Origin of the sequence: Streptomyces durhamensis, assembly GCF_000725475.1 — a bacterium.
Classification (GTDB): domain Bacteria; phylum Actinomycetota; class Actinomycetes; order Streptomycetales; family Streptomycetaceae; genus Streptomyces; species Streptomyces filipinensis.
On sequence record NZ_JNXR01000004.1, the window covers coordinates 293,144 to 311,254 of the forward strand.

At 70.5% G+C, this 18,111-nt stretch carries 19 protein-coding genes; 7 read left to right on the plus strand and 12 right to left on the minus strand.

What is annotated here, in order from left to right:
- Window positions 1-29: 29 nt before the first annotated feature.
- Window positions 30-1,202 (minus strand): polysaccharide pyruvyl transferase family protein, encoded by a 1,173-nt coding sequence (locus tag IO33_RS0107365; RefSeq protein ID WP_051926503.1) that lies wholly within the window; start codon window positions 1,200-1,202, stop codon window positions 30-32.
- Between the two features lie 163 nt (window positions 1,203-1,365).
- On the opposite strand from IO33_RS0107365, the gene IO33_RS0107370 reads away from it, so the two are divergent.
- Window positions 1,366-1,827: an ATP-binding protein gene (locus tag IO33_RS0107370; RefSeq protein WP_031161589.1), complete on the plus strand. Its 462-nt coding sequence runs from the start codon at window positions 1,366-1,368 to the stop codon at window positions 1,825-1,827.
- The gene (locus IO33_RS0107375; protein WP_031161591.1) at window positions 1,824-2,360 is read left to right on the plus strand and encodes an NUDIX hydrolase; all 537 of its coding nucleotides are present in this window, start codon (window positions 1,824-1,826) and stop codon (window positions 2,358-2,360) included. Before IO33_RS0107370 ends, IO33_RS0107375 begins: the two co-directional genes overlap by 4 nt.
- A gap of 547 nt (window positions 2,361-2,907) precedes the next feature.
- On the opposite strand, the gene IO33_RS0107380 is transcribed toward IO33_RS0107375, so the two are convergent.
- From IO33_RS0107380 to IO33_RS0107390, 3 genes are all read right to left on the minus strand, one after another.
- Window positions 2,908-3,333, minus strand: a complete 426-nt coding sequence (locus tag IO33_RS0107380; RefSeq protein ID WP_031161594.1) for a DUF4267 domain-containing protein — start codon at window positions 3,331-3,333, stop codon at window positions 2,908-2,910.
- Between the two features lie 183 nt (window positions 3,334-3,516).
- A complete protein-coding gene (locus IO33_RS0107385) occupies window positions 3,517-3,867 on the minus strand; it encodes an antibiotic biosynthesis monooxygenase family protein (protein WP_031161596.1) in 351 nt (116 codons plus the stop codon).
- 187 nt (window positions 3,868-4,054) lie between these two features.
- Entirely contained in the window at window positions 4,055-4,501 is a 447-nt protein-coding gene (locus IO33_RS0107390; protein ID WP_031161599.1) for an anthrone oxygenase family protein, read from the minus strand.
- A 91-nt stretch (window positions 4,502-4,592) separates the two neighbouring features.
- Between IO33_RS0107390 and IO33_RS0107395 the strand changes: the two genes are divergently transcribed.
- Complete coding sequence (locus IO33_RS0107395; protein WP_031161601.1) at window positions 4,593-5,171, plus strand: TetR/AcrR family transcriptional regulator; 579 nt, start codon at window positions 4,593-4,595, stop codon at window positions 5,169-5,171.
- Window positions 5,172-5,587: 416 nt separating this feature from the next.
- Here IO33_RS0107395 and IO33_RS0107400 read toward each other — a convergent pair whose 3' ends face one another.
- A complete protein-coding gene (locus IO33_RS0107400) occupies window positions 5,588-6,163 on the minus strand; it encodes a hypothetical protein (protein ID WP_031161603.1) in 576 nt (191 codons plus the stop codon).
- Between the two features lie 284 nt (window positions 6,164-6,447).
- Window positions 6,448-7,584, minus strand: coding sequence for a hypothetical protein (locus IO33_RS0107405; protein WP_031161605.1), 1,137 nt, complete (start codon window positions 7,582-7,584; stop codon window positions 6,448-6,450).
- Between the two features lie 128 nt (window positions 7,585-7,712).
- Between IO33_RS0107405 and IO33_RS0107410 the strand changes: the two genes are divergently transcribed.
- From IO33_RS0107410 to IO33_RS0107420, 3 genes are all read left to right on the plus strand, one after another.
- Entirely contained in the window at window positions 7,713-9,371 is a 1,659-nt protein-coding gene (locus IO33_RS0107410) for a penicillin-binding transpeptidase domain-containing protein (protein ID WP_031161608.1), read from the plus strand.
- 198 nt (window positions 9,372-9,569) lie between these two features.
- Window positions 9,570-10,229: a GNAT family N-acetyltransferase gene (locus IO33_RS0107415; protein WP_031161610.1), complete on the plus strand. Its 660-nt coding sequence runs from the start codon at window positions 9,570-9,572 to the stop codon at window positions 10,227-10,229.
- A gap of 72 nt (window positions 10,230-10,301) precedes the next feature.
- The gene (locus IO33_RS0107420) at window positions 10,302-10,841 is read left to right on the plus strand and encodes a DUF6817 domain-containing protein (RefSeq protein WP_031161612.1); all 540 of its coding nucleotides are present in this window, start codon (window positions 10,302-10,304) and stop codon (window positions 10,839-10,841) included.
- Window positions 10,842-10,874: 33 nt separating this feature from the next.
- Here the strand turns inward: IO33_RS0107420 and IO33_RS0107425 are convergent, their stop codons facing one another.
- Together IO33_RS0107425 and IO33_RS0107430 are read right to left on the minus strand one after the other, a co-directional pair.
- Window positions 10,875-12,569 carry a tetratricopeptide repeat protein gene (locus IO33_RS0107425; RefSeq protein WP_031161615.1) on the minus strand — a complete coding sequence of 565 codons (1,695 nt, stop codon included), beginning with the start codon at window positions 12,567-12,569 and terminating at the stop codon, window positions 10,875-10,877.
- Between the two features lie 201 nt (window positions 12,570-12,770).
- Complete coding sequence (locus IO33_RS0107430; protein ID WP_031161617.1) at window positions 12,771-13,610, minus strand: alpha/beta fold hydrolase; 840 nt, start codon at window positions 13,608-13,610, stop codon at window positions 12,771-12,773.
- Window positions 13,611-13,752: 142 nt separating this feature from the next.
- Here IO33_RS0107430 and IO33_RS0107435 point away from each other — a divergent pair, with 142 nt between their 5' ends.
- Entirely contained in the window at window positions 13,753-14,838 is a 1,086-nt protein-coding gene (locus tag IO33_RS0107435; RefSeq protein ID WP_037685068.1) for an RsbRD N-terminal domain-containing protein, read from the plus strand.
- Between the two features lie 21 nt (window positions 14,839-14,859).
- Here the strand turns inward: IO33_RS0107435 and IO33_RS0107440 are convergent, their stop codons facing one another.
- The 4 genes from IO33_RS0107440 to IO33_RS0107455 form a co-directional block, all read right to left on the minus strand.
- Window positions 14,860-15,096 (minus strand): chaplin, encoded by a 237-nt coding sequence (locus IO33_RS0107440; protein ID WP_031161620.1) that lies wholly within the window; start codon window positions 15,094-15,096, stop codon window positions 14,860-14,862.
- A gap of 154 nt (window positions 15,097-15,250) precedes the next feature.
- Window positions 15,251-15,772: a DUF3592 domain-containing protein gene (locus IO33_RS0107445; protein ID WP_031161622.1), complete on the minus strand. Its 522-nt coding sequence runs from the start codon at window positions 15,770-15,772 to the stop codon at window positions 15,251-15,253.
- Between the two features lie 306 nt (window positions 15,773-16,078).
- Window positions 16,079-16,876: a snapalysin gene (snpA, locus tag IO33_RS0107450; RefSeq protein WP_078963378.1), complete on the minus strand. Its 798-nt coding sequence runs from the start codon at window positions 16,874-16,876 to the stop codon at window positions 16,079-16,081.
- A gap of 500 nt (window positions 16,877-17,376) precedes the next feature.
- On the minus strand, window positions 17,377-18,021 hold the full coding sequence (locus tag IO33_RS0107455; RefSeq protein ID WP_031161627.1) for a CatB-related O-acetyltransferase: 645 nt from the start codon (window positions 18,019-18,021) through the stop codon (window positions 17,377-17,379).
- Window positions 18,022-18,111 lie beyond the last annotated feature (90 nt).

Below are 18,111 nucleotides of genomic sequence, written 5' to 3' on the forward strand. Positions count from 1 at the left end.
GACTCCCTCGGGAACGGTAGCGGCCGGATTCAGCCAGCTGTGGAGGCGGGCACCGGCGTGCCCTCTCGGACGACGTGGTGCGGAGCGATCTCCTCCAGCCAGCCAAGGAGCCGCTCAGCGGTCTCGGCCGCCCGAAGCCGCAGCTGTGCCGTACGCGCGGCCGTCTCGGCGGCCCGCCCGGGCCGCTCGTCCCACAAGCGGTCCACTTCCGCCAGCAGCAGCCCCGTCGTCTCCCGGATCACCCCGCGCAGGGCGGGCGCGCCGATCCGCTGGGCGAAGTCGAAGACCTTGCCCGCGTAGGGCAGGGGCAGCACGGGGATGCCGCAGAGCGCGGCGAAGATCAGAAAGTGCAGCCGCATGCCGACGGCGAGGTCCAGCTGGGCGACGATGTCGAGCACCTGCTGCGGTGCGTAGTCGCCGCGCAGCACCGTGCAGCGGTCCGCCGAGGCCATACGGGACGCCACCGCGTGCGCGTGCCTGATGTCGCCGCGCTCCATGGAGACGAAGACGACGTGGGCATCGAGCCGGTGGACGAGGAAGTCGCCCACACCGGCCAGAAGCTGGTGGTAGCCGTCCTCGTCGAGATGCTCCGCCGCGCGCCCGGGTTCTCGTACGCTCATCCCCACCAGGCGGACCCCGCGCGGCACGGCCTCCGCCCGCAGGAGCTCCCCGCCCTGATCACCGGGGGCGAGCAGCAGCGCCGGATCGGCGGTGACGGAGACGGGCCGGGTGAGTCCGGCCGCTTCGAGCACGAGTTTCGACTCCTCGTCACGCACCGTGACCTCGACCGCGTCGGAGAGCACCTGACGGACCCAGGCGCAGTCCACCTCGTCGGTCAGCGGACCGGCCCCCACCGCATAGGTGAAGACGGGTACGCCGAGATCCTGTGCGGTGCGGGCCATCCGCAGGTACCGACGCGCCTCGGTGTCGTAGAGGATCCCGCCACCGCCGAGCACCAGCGCACTCAGCCGGCGCAGATACCCGGAGACGCCCTCCCTGCACACACCCTCCCAGCCGGCGACCTCGACATCCGGATGGACGCGGCGGGTGTGTCCGGGATCGCGGGAGAAGACCACGAAGCGCGTCTTCGGCCGCCCGGCCCGGACCCGGTCCAGCAGGGCGGTGAGGATCGCCTCGTCACCGACGTTGCGGCCCCCGTAGGAGCCCAGTACGCCCACGGTCACGCTGTCTGCGCGGTCCATGGCCGCTCCCTCACGACGTTCACCAGAAGTGCTCCCGCGACTTGTGTGCCGGAAGGCGGGCCGTCTCCAATGTGCCCGTTTTCGGCGTTTCTCTACCAGAGGGTGTCCGCCGGCCGGCCACGAGGTTTCGTCCCTCCGCCGGCCGCGTGTCATCGTGGCTCCCATGGAGACCGGAGTAGAGGTGGCCGTGCTGGTCGGACTGCAGGCCTCTGGGAAATCCACGTTCTACGCGCAGTGCCTGTCCGACCGGTACGCACTGGTCAGCAAGGATCTGTTTCCGCGGGGCGCCAGGAACAAGCAGGTGCGGCAGCAGCGGCTGGTGGCGGAGCACCTGGCGGCCGAACGGCCGGTGGCGGTGGACAACACCAATCCCTCGCCACAGGAGTGGGCCCCGCTGGTCCAGGTGGCCCACATCCACGGGGCGACGGTGACGGCCTACTGGTTTCCTCCCGACGTGGACGGCTCGCTGCGACGCAACGCCCTCCGCGAGGGCCGCGAGCGCGTCCCGGACGTCGGCGTCCTGGCCACGTTGAAGCGGCTGCGCAAGCCGTCGCGGGCGGACGGATTCGATGAGGTACGCGAGGTGCGGTTCGACGGCCGCGGCGGCTTCGAGGTGCACGCGTGAGAAGGGAGAGCCCCCCGGGGACCGCCGTCGGACCGTTCGGACGCATCAAGATCCGTGTCGCCGCGGCCCTGTTCAGCGGCGACGAGATCGCCCTCATCCACCGCACCAGGAACGGTCAGGACCAGTACACGCTGCCAGGCGGCAACGTCGAACCCGGCGAACCCATCCCGCAGGCCCTCGCACGCGAACTCGACGAGGAGCTGGGCCTGGACCTGACCGATGCGATCGGCGTCCCGCAACTGACCTGGATCCAGGACGCGATGGTCACCCGCCCGGGCAGCACCCCACCCCGCAAGCTCCACCTGGTCTTCCGCGTCCACATCGCCGACTCCACCCGCGCCCGCCTGCGCACCGTCGAGCACGACGACACCGTCGGCGCGGGCCACCTCACCTGGAGCCACTACAAGGACACCGCCGACAAGCCGCTGTTCCCACCGGTCCCGCTCGCCGAACTCACCACACCCACCGCGCCGCTCGACGTCGTCCAGGCCTTCCTGCCGGCTCTGGACGACACGAACTACCACTGGATCTGACCCCGCGCGGACCGCGGCGGGGCCCGCCCGGTCCCACGCGCAGCCGACGGCGGAGCGCTGGGCGCGGCCGTGCACGGCGGCAGCGTGAGCGAGCGGCCGACCCGATCGCACCGCCGTCGGCCGCGCGCGCAGGCGTCGCGGGCACAGCGCCGCCCGGTGCATCGGCACCAGCGGCGAGCGGCGGGTGTCGTCCCGGCCGCCGCAGGGCCTGGCTGCCGGCCGTTCCCCTCGTGCCGGCCGGCAGCCGGACCCTGGCCATGACTCTTCCTGCCGGCGCATTGATCGGACAGCCGGTTCCGCCACCCTGATCAATGGCCGGCTTCGCAGGTCACAGGCCCGGCGACCGGCGATGACCAAAGAAGGCGCCGGCGGATCTCCCTCGGTTGGCGCCGAGGGGTGATCTTGCCGACGAGAATCGGGGCAGGGGGCCGCGCGGCGCCCTGCCGGAGCAACGAGGACCAGGCCGCCGCTCACCGGAAGAAGACGGTGAACCGCGCTCTTCCCGGCGGGCGCTGACCGGCGGATGTCGACACGCGCCAAGGTGGGTTCAGGCGGGCCGCGGGGCGGGCGTTGCCGGAGCGGCCGCGACCTCGCGGGTCTCGCGCATGAGCAGCAGGCCGTTGACCACCATCAGTGTCGCGGTCAGGCCGTGGACGCCGAGCGCGGTGGCCACGGAGCCGTGGTGGGCCAGCACGGTGGCCATGTCGCCGTACGCGGCGAGGGCCTCCACCAGCAGTACCCAGCCCAGCGCCCGGCGGTGGCCCGTGACCAGCAGGATGCCCAGGACCGAGGCCAGGACGACGTCGCGGATTCCCTTGACGATCAGGAAGCCGCCGCCGTCGCCGGACGGCCAGCTCGGCAGGCCGAAGCTCGGCGCCGTCGTCCCCGGGCTCAGGATGAACTCCGTCCCGAACCAGAGGATGAAGAGGATGAAGGCGGCGGCAAAGACGGTGTTGGTCTTCTTCAGCGACATTGTTCTTCTCCTTGCGGGTCTTCGTCAGCTTGGTGGGCTTCGTGGAGCTTGCTGAGTCGTGAGAGGCCTGAACTGGCCGCTCGGACGCGGCTGATGGAGAGGCGTGCCGGGACGTACGGGTCGCTGGAGCGACCGGGAGGGCAGGGCTTCTCCGGCTGCCCTCCTCCGGCTACAGCTGCCGTGTCATACGTCGATCCGCTCGAAGATGTGCGGGTACGACACGATGTCGTCGGGGAACTCGGCCGCCATGCGCTGGAATTCCGGGTTGCCGAACGCCGTGGCGAGCGCCTCGGTCGACTCCCACACCGCGACGTTCATCAGGAGCTGACTGTCCGCCGTTCCCTTGTGCATCTGCAGGGAGACGAATCCCGGCTGAGCCTTCATGAACTCGGCCTGCCTCGCGAAGAGGGCCAGGAACGCTTGCGTCCTCTCCTTCGGGACGACGAAGGTGTTGGCCAGGACGATGGGCCCGGTCTTCTCCTTGAACTGCGCGAACATCGGCGTGTGCGGGTCGAGACTCTGCAGCTTGGCCATTCTCGGCACTTCCTCTCGCTGTCGGTCCGTGGGTGTCGCCGGCGCCCGTGTCCTGGGGATGCCGGCGGAGTTCGAGGGTGTTGGGGTCCGGGTCCGGGTCCTGGATGTGGATGAAGGTGGCGGTGCCGCGCTGCGGGCGCACGGCCGAGCGGTTGCGGCTGAGCACCGGGCGGGTGAGCCCGTGGGCTCAGGTGAGGGCGGTGACCAGCAGGGCGAAGGCGGCGATGATGACGGCGACGCGGACGTAGTGGAAGCGCTCCCAGCGGTTCAGCTGCTGCTTCCAGTCGGCGGGCCGGTTGTCAGGGGTCCACGTCTTGTTCCGGTTGTTGATCGGGACGAGCAGCAGGATCGACATGATCACGCTGAGGATCAGCAGCGCGGCGGCGGTGACGACGAGGCCGGTGCCGCGGTGGTGCCATCCCGCGATGGCCCAGATGGCGGCGAGGACGAGCGAGCCTGTGTACCAGACCGGCATCACGGCGCCGAGCATCCGGCCCCCGTGGGCGTGGCCGAGCTGGGCGCTGTCCTCCGGGAGCGCGTTGAGGATCCGGTTCATGACGAAGGCGACGGAGAACTCCACCCCCACCATCACGCCGACGACCACGGTGGTGACGATTTCGAGCGCGTTGAGCATGCTGATCCCTCCCGGCATCTAGCGTTGCTAGCTGATGAGGCAACGCTAGTGCTTCTGCCGCTCGATTGTCTAGCGGTGCTAGGATCGAGTCATGTCGGTACAGGAACGCAAGCAGCGCGAACGGGCGGAGCGCGAGCGCCTCATCGTGGCGACGGCCCGTGAACTCGCCGAGGAACAGGGCTGGGACGCGGTCACCACCCGCCGGCTGGCCGAGCGCATCGAGTACAGCCAGCCCGTCCTCTACAGCCACTTCCGCGGCAAGCGCGAGATCATCGGCGCCGTCGCCCTCCAGGGCGCCACCGAGATGGCCGTGGCGGTGCGGGCCGCGACCGCCGCGGCGGACGGCCCGCGCGCCCGGGTGTACGCCCTCGCCCGCGCCTACCTCGACTTCGCCACCCGCAACCCGGCGGTCTACGACGCCCTCTTCCAGCTCGACGGCGGTCTCGCGTACGCGCAGGAGGACACCCCGGAACCTCTCAAGGACGCCTTCGCCGCGCTGCTGGAGAGCCTGGGCGAGGTCGCCGGGGACGGCGTCGACCCGGGGCTGTTCACCGAGGTGTTCTGGGCGTCCCTGCACGGGGTGGCGACCCTCACCCGATGGGGACGGCTGCCGCCGGAGTACACCGAGCAGAGGCTGGAGCTGCTGGTGGACCGGCTCGCTATCGCCTGACACACCATCCCGGCGCGCACGCGGCCGGGGCTCCCAGGCCCCGCCGCTGCCTGCCTGCGGCATCGCTTCCGGCCACTCGCGCCCACAAGGCGCAGCCGCAGATCGCCGGGTCCCGTCACCCAGACGGGCACCTCCCGGAAGCCGCGACAGCCGCGATGCTCATCGAGCACGACCCGGCGTCCGCCCTGACGCCGCGTCATGCGCCGGTGCTCCCGCCGCACTCGTCCAGGACGTCATGCTCCCGCTCCTCGGGCGGCAGGGCCCCAGGCGGTCGACGGCGGCGCCGGGATGGCGGTTGTCCAGAGCATGGCGGCATCGAGGACCAGGCCGAGTGCCCGAGTCGGCCCTCCTGCCCGGTCCTGTATGCGTCCGTGCTCTGTCGGTGCTCGCCCTGGCAGATGTGGATTCACACCGCGTCAGGCCGTCGACCGGCCGTTGAGGCGGTGTTCCTCGGAGGGTATCGAGTCCCATTCGGTGTACGCCCCGTCGCGCGGCACCATGAACAACGGACGCGATCGGAGGACCTGCCCCACCGGTTGCCCGCGCATCACGACCCCGGAATCATCCGGTCCCGCGTAGCCCTCGGGCGTGTAGCGGAAGTGCACATCCATCGCCTCGGCATACGCGATCGCGTCGCTCTCCAGCTCCGACAGGTCTCTCCCGACCAGCGGGACCCCGTCGTACGCGACCTGTGGACCGTGCACGGCGTCGGCAGCGATGCAGAACAGCCCCACAACCTGGCTCACATAGGCGGTCACGGCAGGCGGTGAAGGAGTCACCCCGCGACGGTGGACCTCGACCCTCCAAGTCGGCGAGAAGATCGCGTAGCGCCGTGCACAATCGCTGACCTGCGTCTGGCCGATTGTCTGAGCCGCCTCGACCACTTCATCGAGGGTCATACCGAACCGGAGGGGTCCGACGCCGACAGCCGGCGAGTAGGACCACTCGTCCCGTTCGGCGGCTCCGGCGTCGGGTTCGACCGTGAACGCCATACTCGCTCCTCCGCAGACACCAGACCCTTGTCGCTACCCGTCATGTCAGTCGCCGACCGGCACACCGTCGGGTGCCGCCGTGCTCGCGCAGATCACTCGGCGCGAGCCCCGTCTGGGCCCGGCCGGCACCTGAACATGCGAGCTCACCAGTCCCGGGGCCGTTGCCCCTCCCGGCCCGGCCTGCTGCGGAGAGGGGCGGCCGGCAGGTGCCTCGACGACAACCCGCCGGATGCCACGCCGGCCCGCCGGACGCAGGAGCACCCTGCCCGGCGTTGCCGCCGTCCTCAGCTTCCAGACCGGCTCGTGCCGCGGCCCTCGGTCAGCCGCAGGGTCACAAAGGCCGCGATTCCCGCCGTGACGCCGAAGGTGAGCGCGGCCGGGACGCCGTCGCCGAGATCAGCGAACAGGTACATGAAGCCCCACACTCTGGCGGTGTCGTCCATCGCCATGTGCAGCACCTGGCTCGCGAACAGGCCCAGCACGGTCGCGCAGACCGCGCCCACCGCCATCGCCGGCACCGTGGTCCGGGTGAGCAGACCGGGCAGCAGCCGCAGCGCCCACCACACCACCGCCAGCATGACCACGTCGGCGGCTCGGTACAGCAGCCAGTGGCCCAGTGGCGTGGTCGCCGGGCCCGACCAGCCGCCCAGCAGCAGCCACTCGCGCAGCAGGTCGCCCGGCTCGGACAGCATCCCTCCACCACCGAACGAGGTCTGGATCCAAGCCGCCACCGACTGGTACGAGAGGACCACCAGCGACAGCGCGACCACGGCGGTCCCGACGCTCGCGGCGAGGCGTGCGGCGCGTGGCGGCACACTCCGCCGGGGCAGCGGATCCGCACCCTTCGCGGTGACGCGCGCCAGGAACACCGTGAGCAGGGCGGTCAGCAACGCCGTGAAGACGACGACCGGACCGCTCGAGGCGACCACGACCGCCAGCTGCGGCAGGACCCGGTAGCTGCCGTGCCCCCCGGACACGATCAGCCACGGCGCGGAAACCGTCACGGCGAGCGTTCCGGCCACCGGGCCCCAGGCCCACAGCGCGAGCAGCGTGGCCGGCGTACGGCGCTGGACCGGCGGAAGCCTGCGGACCAGGAGCAGCGCGCCGGCCACGAAGAACACGAAGACCGCCACGAACCTGATCTGCATCGCGGTGTGGTACAGATCGGCGTACTGCGTGCCCCCGCTCAAGGCGGTGCCGCCCGTGCCCGCGGCCGCAGGCCCGTCGGACAGCAGCCCCGTCGGGGGTTCGTACGACCAGGGGAGCAGCCATCTTCGCAGTTCGGCCGCGGACTGGACGTCGAAGACGCTCGTCGTACCGCGCAGTTGCAGCGCCTGCGCACTCGCCCCCGCCCACCACAGCAGCAGCGTGATCAGCAGGCCCCCGGCCAGTGCCGGTATCACCGCACGCCGATATGTCATGTGTGTTTCCCCCGCTTGGTCCCGCGTCCAAGAGTGTGTCGATCAGCCGAAGAGTAGGGCTTGTTGATCAGTGTGGCCTGAGTACGCGTACTCAGGCCACCCCGGCCCCGAAACGACAGAATCCCCGCATGAACAGACCTGTGAAGCTCGGCATCGCCGGGACATGCACGGCACTGCTCGTCGCCGGGGGAATCGGCACCTACAACCTCGTCCGCGGGTTGACCGGTGGCGCATCAGGGGACGGCCGCCCCGACACGGCCCGCACATTCGACCCGTCCACACTGTCGAGCACGCCTCCGTCGAACGCCACGGCGGTCAAGCTGACACGTGCCTTCCTGGACAGCTGGTCCAGGCAGCGCTTCGAGGAGGCCGCCGGGGACACCGACACGCCCGCCACGGCGACGCGAGCGCTGCACTCCTACAAGGAGGGCCTGCGTCTGAAGAAGCTGACGTTCGACCACGTGGAATCGGCAGGCCCGTCCACGGTGACACCGGGCGCCACCAAGGTCACCTTCGACGTGCGGGCCGAGGTGGCGGGGGGCACGTGGACCTACCCCAGCGCCGCGGCGGTGGTACGCAGCACGAACGGCGTGCCGGCGGTGCACTGGAACAACTCGGTGCTGTATCCCGGTCTCGGTGACGGCCAGTCACTCACCGCCGGCAAGCTCCCCGCCGGTGCGAGCTCGGCGAAGGTGGTGGCGAGCGACGGCAAGACCGACCTGACCACGTTCTCCTCCTTGCGGGACATCGCGGCGACCATCCGCCAGAAGGTCAAGCCCAAGGGCGGCACCGTGGGTACCGGTGTCGCGGTGGTCGATGGCGCCGGTGCGGGGGTGAAGACGCTGGAGGTCTTCTCCAAGGGCCGGACACCGGTCATCAGGACGACGATCGACGCCCGCATGCAGACCGTGGCCGAGCACGCGGTGACGGACGCCCACCTGCAGAACAAGCCGGCCGGTACGGTAGCGCTCGACTGGAGCAACGGCCACATCCTCGCGATCGCGCACACGGGAGCAGACGGGGACATCGCCATCAACGGCATCAAGTCGCCGGGCTCCACCATGAAGATCATCACCTCGGCGGCCCTGTTCGACCAGGCGGGCCTCACCGCGGACAGTCCCGCGCCCTGCACGGACTCCCTGACGGCCAACAGCCAGCTTTTCCACAACGACCCGGGCGTGAGGGCCAACCCCGGCTCCACGCTCACCCAGGCGTTCACGGTGTCCTGCAACACCTCCTTCATCAAGGACGGCTTCCACTACCTCGTGCACGACGGCGACGCCTCCGCCCTGCACGACGAGGCCGTCAATGTCTTCGGCATGGGCAGCTGGTCCATCGGCGGCGGGGTCGCCACCACCGATCCGAGCATCCCGGCCGACGCCCAGGGCGGCGACCAGGCAGCCCAGTTCATAGGCCAGGGCAAGGTCACGGCCACGCCGTTGTTCATGGCGTCCGTGGCGGCCACCGTGCGAGGCGTCGGATTCAAGCAGCCCGTCATCCTGCCGGGTCAGCACCAGCAGACCGCCCCCCGCCCCATCACCGGCCGCACCGCGGGCTACCTCCAGACGATGATGCGCAGCGCGGCCTCCACCGGTACCGCGGCCCCGCGCCTCGCGGGGCTGCCGGGCGTCGGCGCGAAAACGGGCACGGCGGAAGAAGGGGACCACACCAACGGCTGGCTGACCGCGTACGACTCCCATACAGCGGTCGCGGCCCTGGTCGAAGGAGGCAGCTCCGGCGTGGACTCCGCCGGATACGTCGTCCGGCAACTGCTGACCAGCAGCTGACCACGGCCGACACCTGACAGGACACCGGACCTGCCCGGCACGTGATGTGCTGTGCGCCGCTTGCGGAGCGCGCCGCACAGCACCTTCATCCCACGCTCGTGAGGAATTCGCGCGACATCGAGCGATGCTTCTGGAACGCTGCGGGCTCGGGCCCTTCGGCCCGGATACGAGCCTGTGCCGACGTGGGAGTGGCGAGCGATGAGTTTCGTCCTGGAAGGACCGGTTCTGGAAGGCGCACTGGTGCGGCTGGAGCCTCTGGATCACGGGCATGCGGCGGACCTGGCGGTGGCGGCGGAGGAGGACCGCAGCTCGTACCGGTTCACCTGGGTTCCCACGGCGGACGAGGTCCACGGGTACATCGATGCCCAGCTCGCGCGAGCCGCTGCCGGCAAGCTCGCCCCGTACGCGCAGGTGGACCGGGCGTCAGGGCGGGCGGTCGGGACCACGGCCTACTGGGATCCGAGGCTGTGGCTGGACGGAGACGGTCTGAGCGCGATCGAGGTCGGGTTCACCTGGCTCGCGGCGTCGGCGCAGGGCTCGGGGGTGAACACCGAGGCCAAGTACTTGTTGTTCCGGCACGCGTTCGAGAACTGGGCGGTGGCACGCCTCGACCTGAAGACCGACGCGCGCAACAGTCGGTCGCGGGCCGCGATAGAGGCGGCCGGCGCACGGTTCGAGGGCGTGCTGCGGAACTGGTCCCGGTCATGGGTGCCCGGTGAGGAGGGCCGGCTGCGTGACTCCGCGATCTTTTCGATCACCGCGCAGGAGTGGCCCGACTGCCGGGCAGGGCTCGAACGCCGTATCGCGCGAAGCCTGGCCCGGCACCGGCAGGCGACCGCTGTCCCGGCCCCGAAGTGAGCGGCCGGCCCGCGGCCTACCATCGGGAGTGCTTCCCATCAGGCGGCGATCGTTCGGACGGGTGATGTCGAGATGACCGCAGAAGCGCTGGCCATCCTGCAGGCGGCCGGAGCCGAGGAGATCGAGCATCCCGGTGGGACCCTGCTGGCCCACCTGAAGCGAGTCAGCGCACTTCTCGCCGCGTGGGGCGCTCGTCCGGCGCTGGTGTCGGCCGGGCTGTGTCACGCGTTCTACGGGACGGACGGGTTCCCCGTCGCGCTGCTGGACCTGGGGCGCCGGGCGGAACTGGTCGAGGCGATCGGCGCCGAGGCGGAAGCACTCGTCTACTTCTACGCTTCCTGCGACCGCACATCCTCCTACCGGGGCCTGACCGATGACGCAGGCACGTTCGTCGACCGGTTCACCGGAACGCACACGCAGCCAAGCCTGACAGCACGTCGGGACTTCGCCGAGCTCACCGCCGCGAACGAGCTGGACATCGCCGCCGTCAGCCCAGAGGCCCGCTCGCGCTACGGGGCGGACCTGCTCGGCCTGTTCACCCGATGGCGGCCACTGCTGTCCGAGTCGGCCTGGGCACACTGCCGCACCGTGCTGGACCGGTCCGACGGCTAGCGGTCCGGCCGCTCCCCTGAGGACCCGTCATGCTCACTGCTGTCCGTTACAGCAGCCGTGCCGGGGCGTGGGGTCTGCGAAGGTCTCCAGACGACAGAAGCACGACGCTTCGATCGGTACGTCGGCCATCGCTGCGGCGAACTTCAGCTGCTGGGCCACGATCCGCGCCTCTCCCTGCCTGCCGAGGCGCATGAGGCACTCGTGGAGGCCGTGCAGGGCCCAGACGTTGCCCGGGTGCTGCAGGGGGCGTGGCAGCGTGTCGTCGAGTCCGAGGTCGGCGCGGTAGACGGCCTCGGCCTCCTTGACCAGGCCCCGTTCGAGAAGCAGGGCGCCGTACGCGTGCCGGGTGGGCTGCATCCACCCCCAGGGCTCGTCGTACGGAAGGCCGTCGTCCAGCTCGATCGAACGGCGCAGCGCCGCGAAGGCCGATTCGTACCTCCCCTTGCGGTAGTCCAGCTCTCCGTCCAGCATCTGCGCGGCGATCGCCAGGATGTCCGCGCAGGTGTTGTTGAACAGCGTCCGAGTCTGCGGGACACGGGCGGCCGCGTCGCGGAAGAGGGCACGTTCGGCGTCGGCCTCGTCGATGCGGCCCGTGGCCGACAGGGCGATCCCGCGCGCGTAGCGCAGCATCGCCGTGGTCACGCAGTACAGCTGGGCGTCGGCGGGCAGCGGAAGGCGCAGGATGTCGGCCCAGCGCCCGAAGCGGATCAGTACGTGCACCCGCATCGCGAGGAAGCCCTCCAGCCAGTCCGCCATGGGCGGGCTTTCCATACGCAGCAGTTCCTCGGGCACAGCCGCTTCGAGCCGGTCCGCCGTTTCCGTCGCGTCCTGGAAGCGGCCGAGGAACATCGCACCGTAGATCTTGAAGTGGTAGTTGTGACACCGGTAGAGGGTGTAGAAGTTCATCGCCCCGGCCCTGGCGTGGAACTTCTCGTCCGCCGCGATCGCCGCGGTGTTGTCGGAGATCACTCGGCGGAAGTCGCCGCAGAGCACTTCGAGGTGTGACGGCATGTGCTGGAGATGGCCCGCGTCCGGCACCAGACCGCGCAGCCGGTCCGCCACGGGCAGAGCCGCCTCGGGTGTCGGTGACATCTCCATCAGGTGGATGTACATGTGGAGCAGGCCTGGGTGCCGACCGCCGGCCTCCGTTGCGATCGCCTGTTCGAGCACTGATGTGGCTTCGACGGTGCGCGAGCCCCGGGCCGGACTGCCCGTGCGGATGTCCCACAGCTGCCAGGGCGTGAGGTTCATCAGGGCGTCGGCGTACAAGGTGGCCACGTCGAGGTCGTCGGCCGCCAGACGGTGCACGGCCCGCATGCTGTCGGCGTAGTCCGCGTTCCACACGGAGCAGTCCTCGACATCCGGGGCCTGGGCTCGTGGGTAGCGGGCACACAGCGCACCGATGAGGGCCTGTTCGACCGGGCCGGCGCCGGGAGCCTTGGCATGGGCGCGCTGCACGGCCGCGTGCGCACGCTCCACCGACCGTCCCAGATCCTGCTCGTCGAAAGCCTCCCAGGGCTTGTTGTAGTTCGGACCGAGCGCGTAGGCCACGCCCCAGTCGGCCATGGCGCAGTCGGGATCCGCCGCGGCGGCGGCCTCGAAACAGCGGACGGCCTCCTCGTGGTTGAAGGCGTACGTCCAGTTCAGCCCGCGGTCGAACCACGTCTGCGCCTCGGTGGACGACGTCGTCACGCGCCGTCCGTGGCTGCCGAGGTCGTAGTAGTGCATACGAGCTCCTCATGGCCGACGGCCAACCGTCCCGGTGGCGGGGGGGGGGGCACGACGGCGGCCGGTGCCATGACCCTAGCGAAAGGCGGCACCGATACGGCCTGTTCATGGAGGAAATCACCTGGGTGCAACATCTGTGCGCACATGCGCCACCTGGCAGGCGTTCTCGTCCGCTCTCAGCGCCGAGCCGAAGGAAGCGGCCTAGCCCGCAAGGAAGGCGGCCAGTGCCCGCGCGGTCTCCTCGGGCGCTTCGACCTGCGGGTAGTGGCCGATGCAGGCCTGCACGGTGAAGGCTGCGTGGGGGAGCCGCCGGCGGAGGCGATCCAGCACATGGGCTCCGCTGACGGGGTCGTCGGGACCCCAGACGAAGAGCAGCGGGCCCTCGTACTGTTCGAGGGAGCGGGTCCAGCGGTGGAAGTGGGTGCGGCGGTCGTCGATGTAGCGCAACAGGCGCGGGGCCAGGTGATGGCCGTCGTCCCGGGCGACGGACGTCCACATGTCGTGCAGGAGCTCGTCCGGGACGGGCTTGGCCAGGACGCTGCGCAGGTTCGCGGTGAATCTCCTCTCGTCGGTGAGGCGGGCCAGGAGCGGGCCGACGCGGCTGTGCAGGAGGCGCTGGAGCGGGATCGGACGGTGGAGGTCGGCGTAGAGGCCGCCGTTCAGCAGGGCGGTGCGGGTGATACGGCCGGGGGCACGGGCCAGCAGCTCCTGGGCGACCGAGACACCGTAGTCGTGGGCGACCAGTGCGGTCTCGCCGATGTGCAGCCGCTCCCAGGCGGCCTCGACCAGGTCCGCTTGCTCGTGGACGGAGTAGCGGTGGTGGCGGGGCTTGTCGCTCTGACCGAATCCGAGCAGGTCGAGCGTGGTCGTCCGGCATCCGGCCTGGACCAGGTGCGGGACGGTCATCGCCCAGTCGTGCGAAGAGGTGGGGAAGCCGTGCAGGAGCGTGACGGGTATGCCTTCTCCGTCCTGGCGGATGAACAGGTGGTGGCCGTTCAGCTCGATCCTGGTGCCACCGGTGATCCAGTGGGCGAGATTCATCTGGTGTCTCCCATGCTGCCGGGCCTCGCGCTCATTTCGAACTTCCGGCCACCCGGGCAACCCAACCAGAGCGCCGGCCGCGCGCACAGGACCGATGGGCCAGCGGGACGGCGTGGCGTTGTGCGTCGCGGACAATGGCGGGGTGACGAGCGAGGGCGTGCAGGAACTGATCCGGCTGGCCGGCGACGACCGGTCGTTGCTGGAGGAGACGGTGGCCACCGCGCGTGCCAGGTCGCCGCAGGTCGGTGCGCTGCCGGAGCACGAGGTCAGGCGGCACACGCAGGCCGTCCTCGAAGCCGCGTCCGCCGCCTTGGTGCGCGGCGGGCCCGACGAGGACGACCTCGCCGCGGCCGACCGGCTGGGAACCGACCGGGCCCTGCAAGGCGTGCCGGTCGCCGCGCTGCTGGACGGCTTCCAAGCCGGACGGTCGTGGCTGGTGCGGACGGTCGTGGAGCGCGGCCGGGCCGCCGAGATGACAGCCGAAGCCCTGCTGGACGCGGTCACCCGGATCGATACGATCACCACGGCCCTGGAACACCGGATGGTCCACGCCCACCGGATCACCGAGCTGGAGTTGGCCAGGACGGCCCGGGAGAGCACCGCCCAGCGGCTGCGGGCGCTCCTGCGCGGCGAGCCCGTGGACCGGCCACTGGAACCCGGGCGCGCCTACCACTGCGTGGTGAGTGAGATCAGCGACCCTTCGACGGCGCGGCACGTGGAGGCCGTGCTCGGGTCTGCCGGGCTGACCGGCATGGTCGACGGAACGCTCGCCGCCGTACTGCACCACATGCCCGAGCTGCCCGCGGGCCTGCCACCGCTGGTCGTCTCGCCGCCCGTGCCACCCGCGCGCCTGCCCGGGATGTACGAGGTGTGCCGCCGAGCGCTGCGGGCCACCACGGAGGCCGGCCCGCAGAAGCTGACGGCACTGGCGCTGCCGACGGCCCTCGCGGCGCAACCCGAACTGGGCCGCCTGCTGGCAGCGGAACTTCTGCCCGTCCTGGACCCGGCCGACCCCTTCCACCGGGAGCTCGCCCGTACGGCCGTGGCCTACCTCGACCACGGTGCCCGCATCGGGCCCACGGCTTCCGCCGTGCACGTGCACCCGAACACGGTGAAGTACCGCATCCGCCGCCTGCAGGACCTCACAGGCCACGAGCTCACCGGTTCCCTCGTCCACTGCGCACACCTGTGGTGGGCCCTTCGCGTCTGGCTCAGCTCCGGCACCTGAGTGCGAACGGGCCGTACGGGCCTACAGGTTCTCGCACGTGTTGCCGAACGTGGGGTTCAGGATCCCGACGACGGAGACACTGTTGCCGCATGCGTTGACCGGCACGTGTACGGGCGCCTGGATCAGGTTGCCGCTCAGCACCCCGGGAGAGCCCCAGGCAACACCTTGGGCCCCGGCGTCAGCGGCTGCGGCGCCTGCCCAACCGAGGACTGCGGTGGCGGCGAGAGCGGCGGCGGCGAGAGCAGGACGTACACGCATGGTGTTCTCCTTCGTCTGGAGGGCGATCGACCGATAGCTCTCCCGGCGCCCGGCAGAAAAACGCCGATACAGGGAGCAGCGGGAGAAACCACCTGTTCAGTTGGAAGCGTGCACAGTTGACGGAAGTCCCCGTAGGGGGAGGAGGAAGTTGCCCTTACCTTCGCGGTACGGCTGGTGCGGAGATCGGCCGTGTCGAATTCACAGCCCGGGAACGCTTCCGCGTCACCACCGCGATGATCGTCCCGACCCCCGCGACACCCAGTCCGAGCCCGCTGAAGATCAGCGGCAGCAGCCACAGCGAGGCGAACCCGTTGATCCGCGCGTCCTCGGGGGAGTCCGCCCGGTAGAGCACCTCGACCCCCTCACCCTTCTCGTACGCCGGTGGGCTGGAACCCGTGGAGTCCCGGAACGTCCTCGGTGTGCCATCCGCTGACGTGAACCTGACGACCGGGTACGCCATGGGCTTGTCGTTCACCCGCTTCCCGCGAGACGTGCTGCTGTGGTCGGTGCGCCACTCCAGGGCCACCACTGTGCCGCGGGCACGGTTCGCATCCGTCAGGAAGGAGACCGACACCCCCGCGAGGATCAGCCCGATGACCAAGAACAGCGACCCGAACCCGATCAACCCGAAGGCGACCCACCGGCGGCCACGCTGCCCGCGTATCTCAACTTGCACGACGTCCCTCTCACTTGTTCCGGAGTGAGAGGGACGCTATCCCAGACATCCGGGCCGCCGCGTTCCCGTCCCGGGCGGCCCGGGTCGGTCCGTGGCACCGTCAGTGGTCGCCGTCGCGTCCTGCGTGGCTGTGCCGGCGCGCCGCCGATCCGGCCCGCCGGACCGCGGGCGGCTGCGCAGGCGTTCCCGCAGCATGACCGTAGCCACCCAGGCCACCAGGCCGACCAGGACGCCCCCGATCAGTGCGCCATACACCACCCAGCGGCACCGGCTGACGCGGTCGGGGAGGCGGCGACCTGCCGTGGATCAGCCGATACGGATCAGCACGGGTGCGGGTGCCGGCGCGGTGATCGCGGGCGTGCCGGGGGCCTGGGCGCCGCCGCTGATCGGTGGCTCGCCCTGACCGGCGGCACCGCCTGGGAGCGGGCCGGTGGGTGCCGTGGCCGGGGCATGCGCGAGTCCGGTGGCCCACAGCTGGTCGACACGCGAGCGCTCGGTGGCGTTCGGGTAGCGGCTGGTGCAGGACGGGCCGGCGCTGCCGCCCGACATCAGCTCACTGCACGGCCCGCCGTAGTCGTCCGGCAGGCCCAGCACGTGCCCGGTCTCGTGGGTGACGACGCGGACCGAGTCGTACTGCTGGTTCTGGGTGTAGTCGAGGAAGACGATGCCGCTTCCGTGGCCGTTGGCGGAGGTGTAGGAACCGCGCGGGTCGTTGCCTTCGCGGTAGGAGAAGTCGGCACTACCGGTTGACGTCTCCTGGAGCTTGACGTTGGACTCGGAGCTGTTCCAGATCGAGGCCGCGCTCGCTATCTGCGAACGGAAGCTCGGTGCCTGGGAGGCGTTGTAGTGGAGAGTCACCGCCTGCGCGTTCGGCTGTGCGGCACGCTTCTCGGCGACGGACTTGAGCACGGCCTCGAAGAACGCCTTGTTGTTCGCGGCCTCCTCGACCGACCCGGTGTACTGCGGCGCGGAGGTACCGGTGGCACCGGAGGGGGTGTCGGCCGTCTGGGCGCCGGCCGGCACCGCCGCGCCCAGCGCGCCGGAGGCCAGACCGAGGCCGAGAGCGAGGGCGAGGAGTCTCGCGGACGTTCGGGACGACTTCATGTGGGGGGCTCCTACTCACTCGGTGACGCCGAGCCCCCGGTGCGTGGTCGACTCTGTGTGAACACCGGTTCCGAACTGCGGCGACGTCCTGTGGGTCGTCATTCTTAGAACGGCTCGACAGGGAGCGCAACGGGCCCCCGCCACTACATCGCCTCGTAGGTCCCGGAACCTCGCCAGGGCAGTGCATGGGTCTGCGGTCCGCACAGGGCGGGCGGGAGGGAAAGCTGCCGCGGCGTCAGATGCCTTACATCACGCGGCGAGGGGCGCGTGGGCCGACCGGGGGAACCCCAGGACGCGCGGCGGGATCCACATCTGGGCTAAGTCGGACAAATGCTTGATTGTCTTCCATATCGCCTCTACTAAGCGTGCCCCTATATCGGCGGAGTGCTGTGACCGACGCCATAGCACGGCGCCGCCGAGTGCCGCGCCGCCGAGGAGGTGGTCACCGGCAGACCGTCCCCGCCGAGGAGCGGGCCTGCCGAGCAGGCCCGCTCCGGGTGTCATGGGGTGTGCGGGGCGGCGGCTTCCAGGTCGGCGACACTGCCCGACATGAGGGTCCGTACGTGCTCCGTGATGTGCTCCGCGGGCCAGTCCCACCAGGCCACCGCCAGCAACCGAGCGATGTCCGGGTCGTCGTAGCGGGTGCGGATGAGCCGGGCGGGGTTGCCGCCGACGATGCCGTAGTCGGGCACGTCGCCGGTGACGACGGCACCGGAGCCGATGATCGCTCCGTGTCCGATCCGTACGCCGGGCATGATCGTGGTGCCGTGGCCGAACCAGACGTCGTTGCCGACGACGGTGTCACCTCGGTTGGGCAGGCCGGTGAGCAGATCGAAGTGTTCGGCCCAGGAGCCGCCCATGGTGGGGAAGGGGAAGGTCGAGGGACCGTCCATGCGGTGGTTGGCGCCGTTCATGATGAACCGCACCCCCGTGCCCAGCGCGCAGAACTTGCCGATGACCAGCCTCTCCGGCCCGTAGTGGTAGAGCACGTTGCGTGTCTCGAACGCGGTCGCGTCCTCAGGATCGTCGTAGTAGGAGTACTCTCCGACTTCGATCAGCGGGGACTTCACCAGCGGCTTGAGCAGCACCACCCGCGGCTGCTCGGGCATCGGGTGGAGGACCGTCGGATCGGCGGGTACGGGCATGACGAGGGGCTCCTCGGCGGTCGCGGGACTGTGACTGGTCCATGATCGCGACGATGAGCCCGCCCGGGTACCGATTTCGCGCCGGCCGGT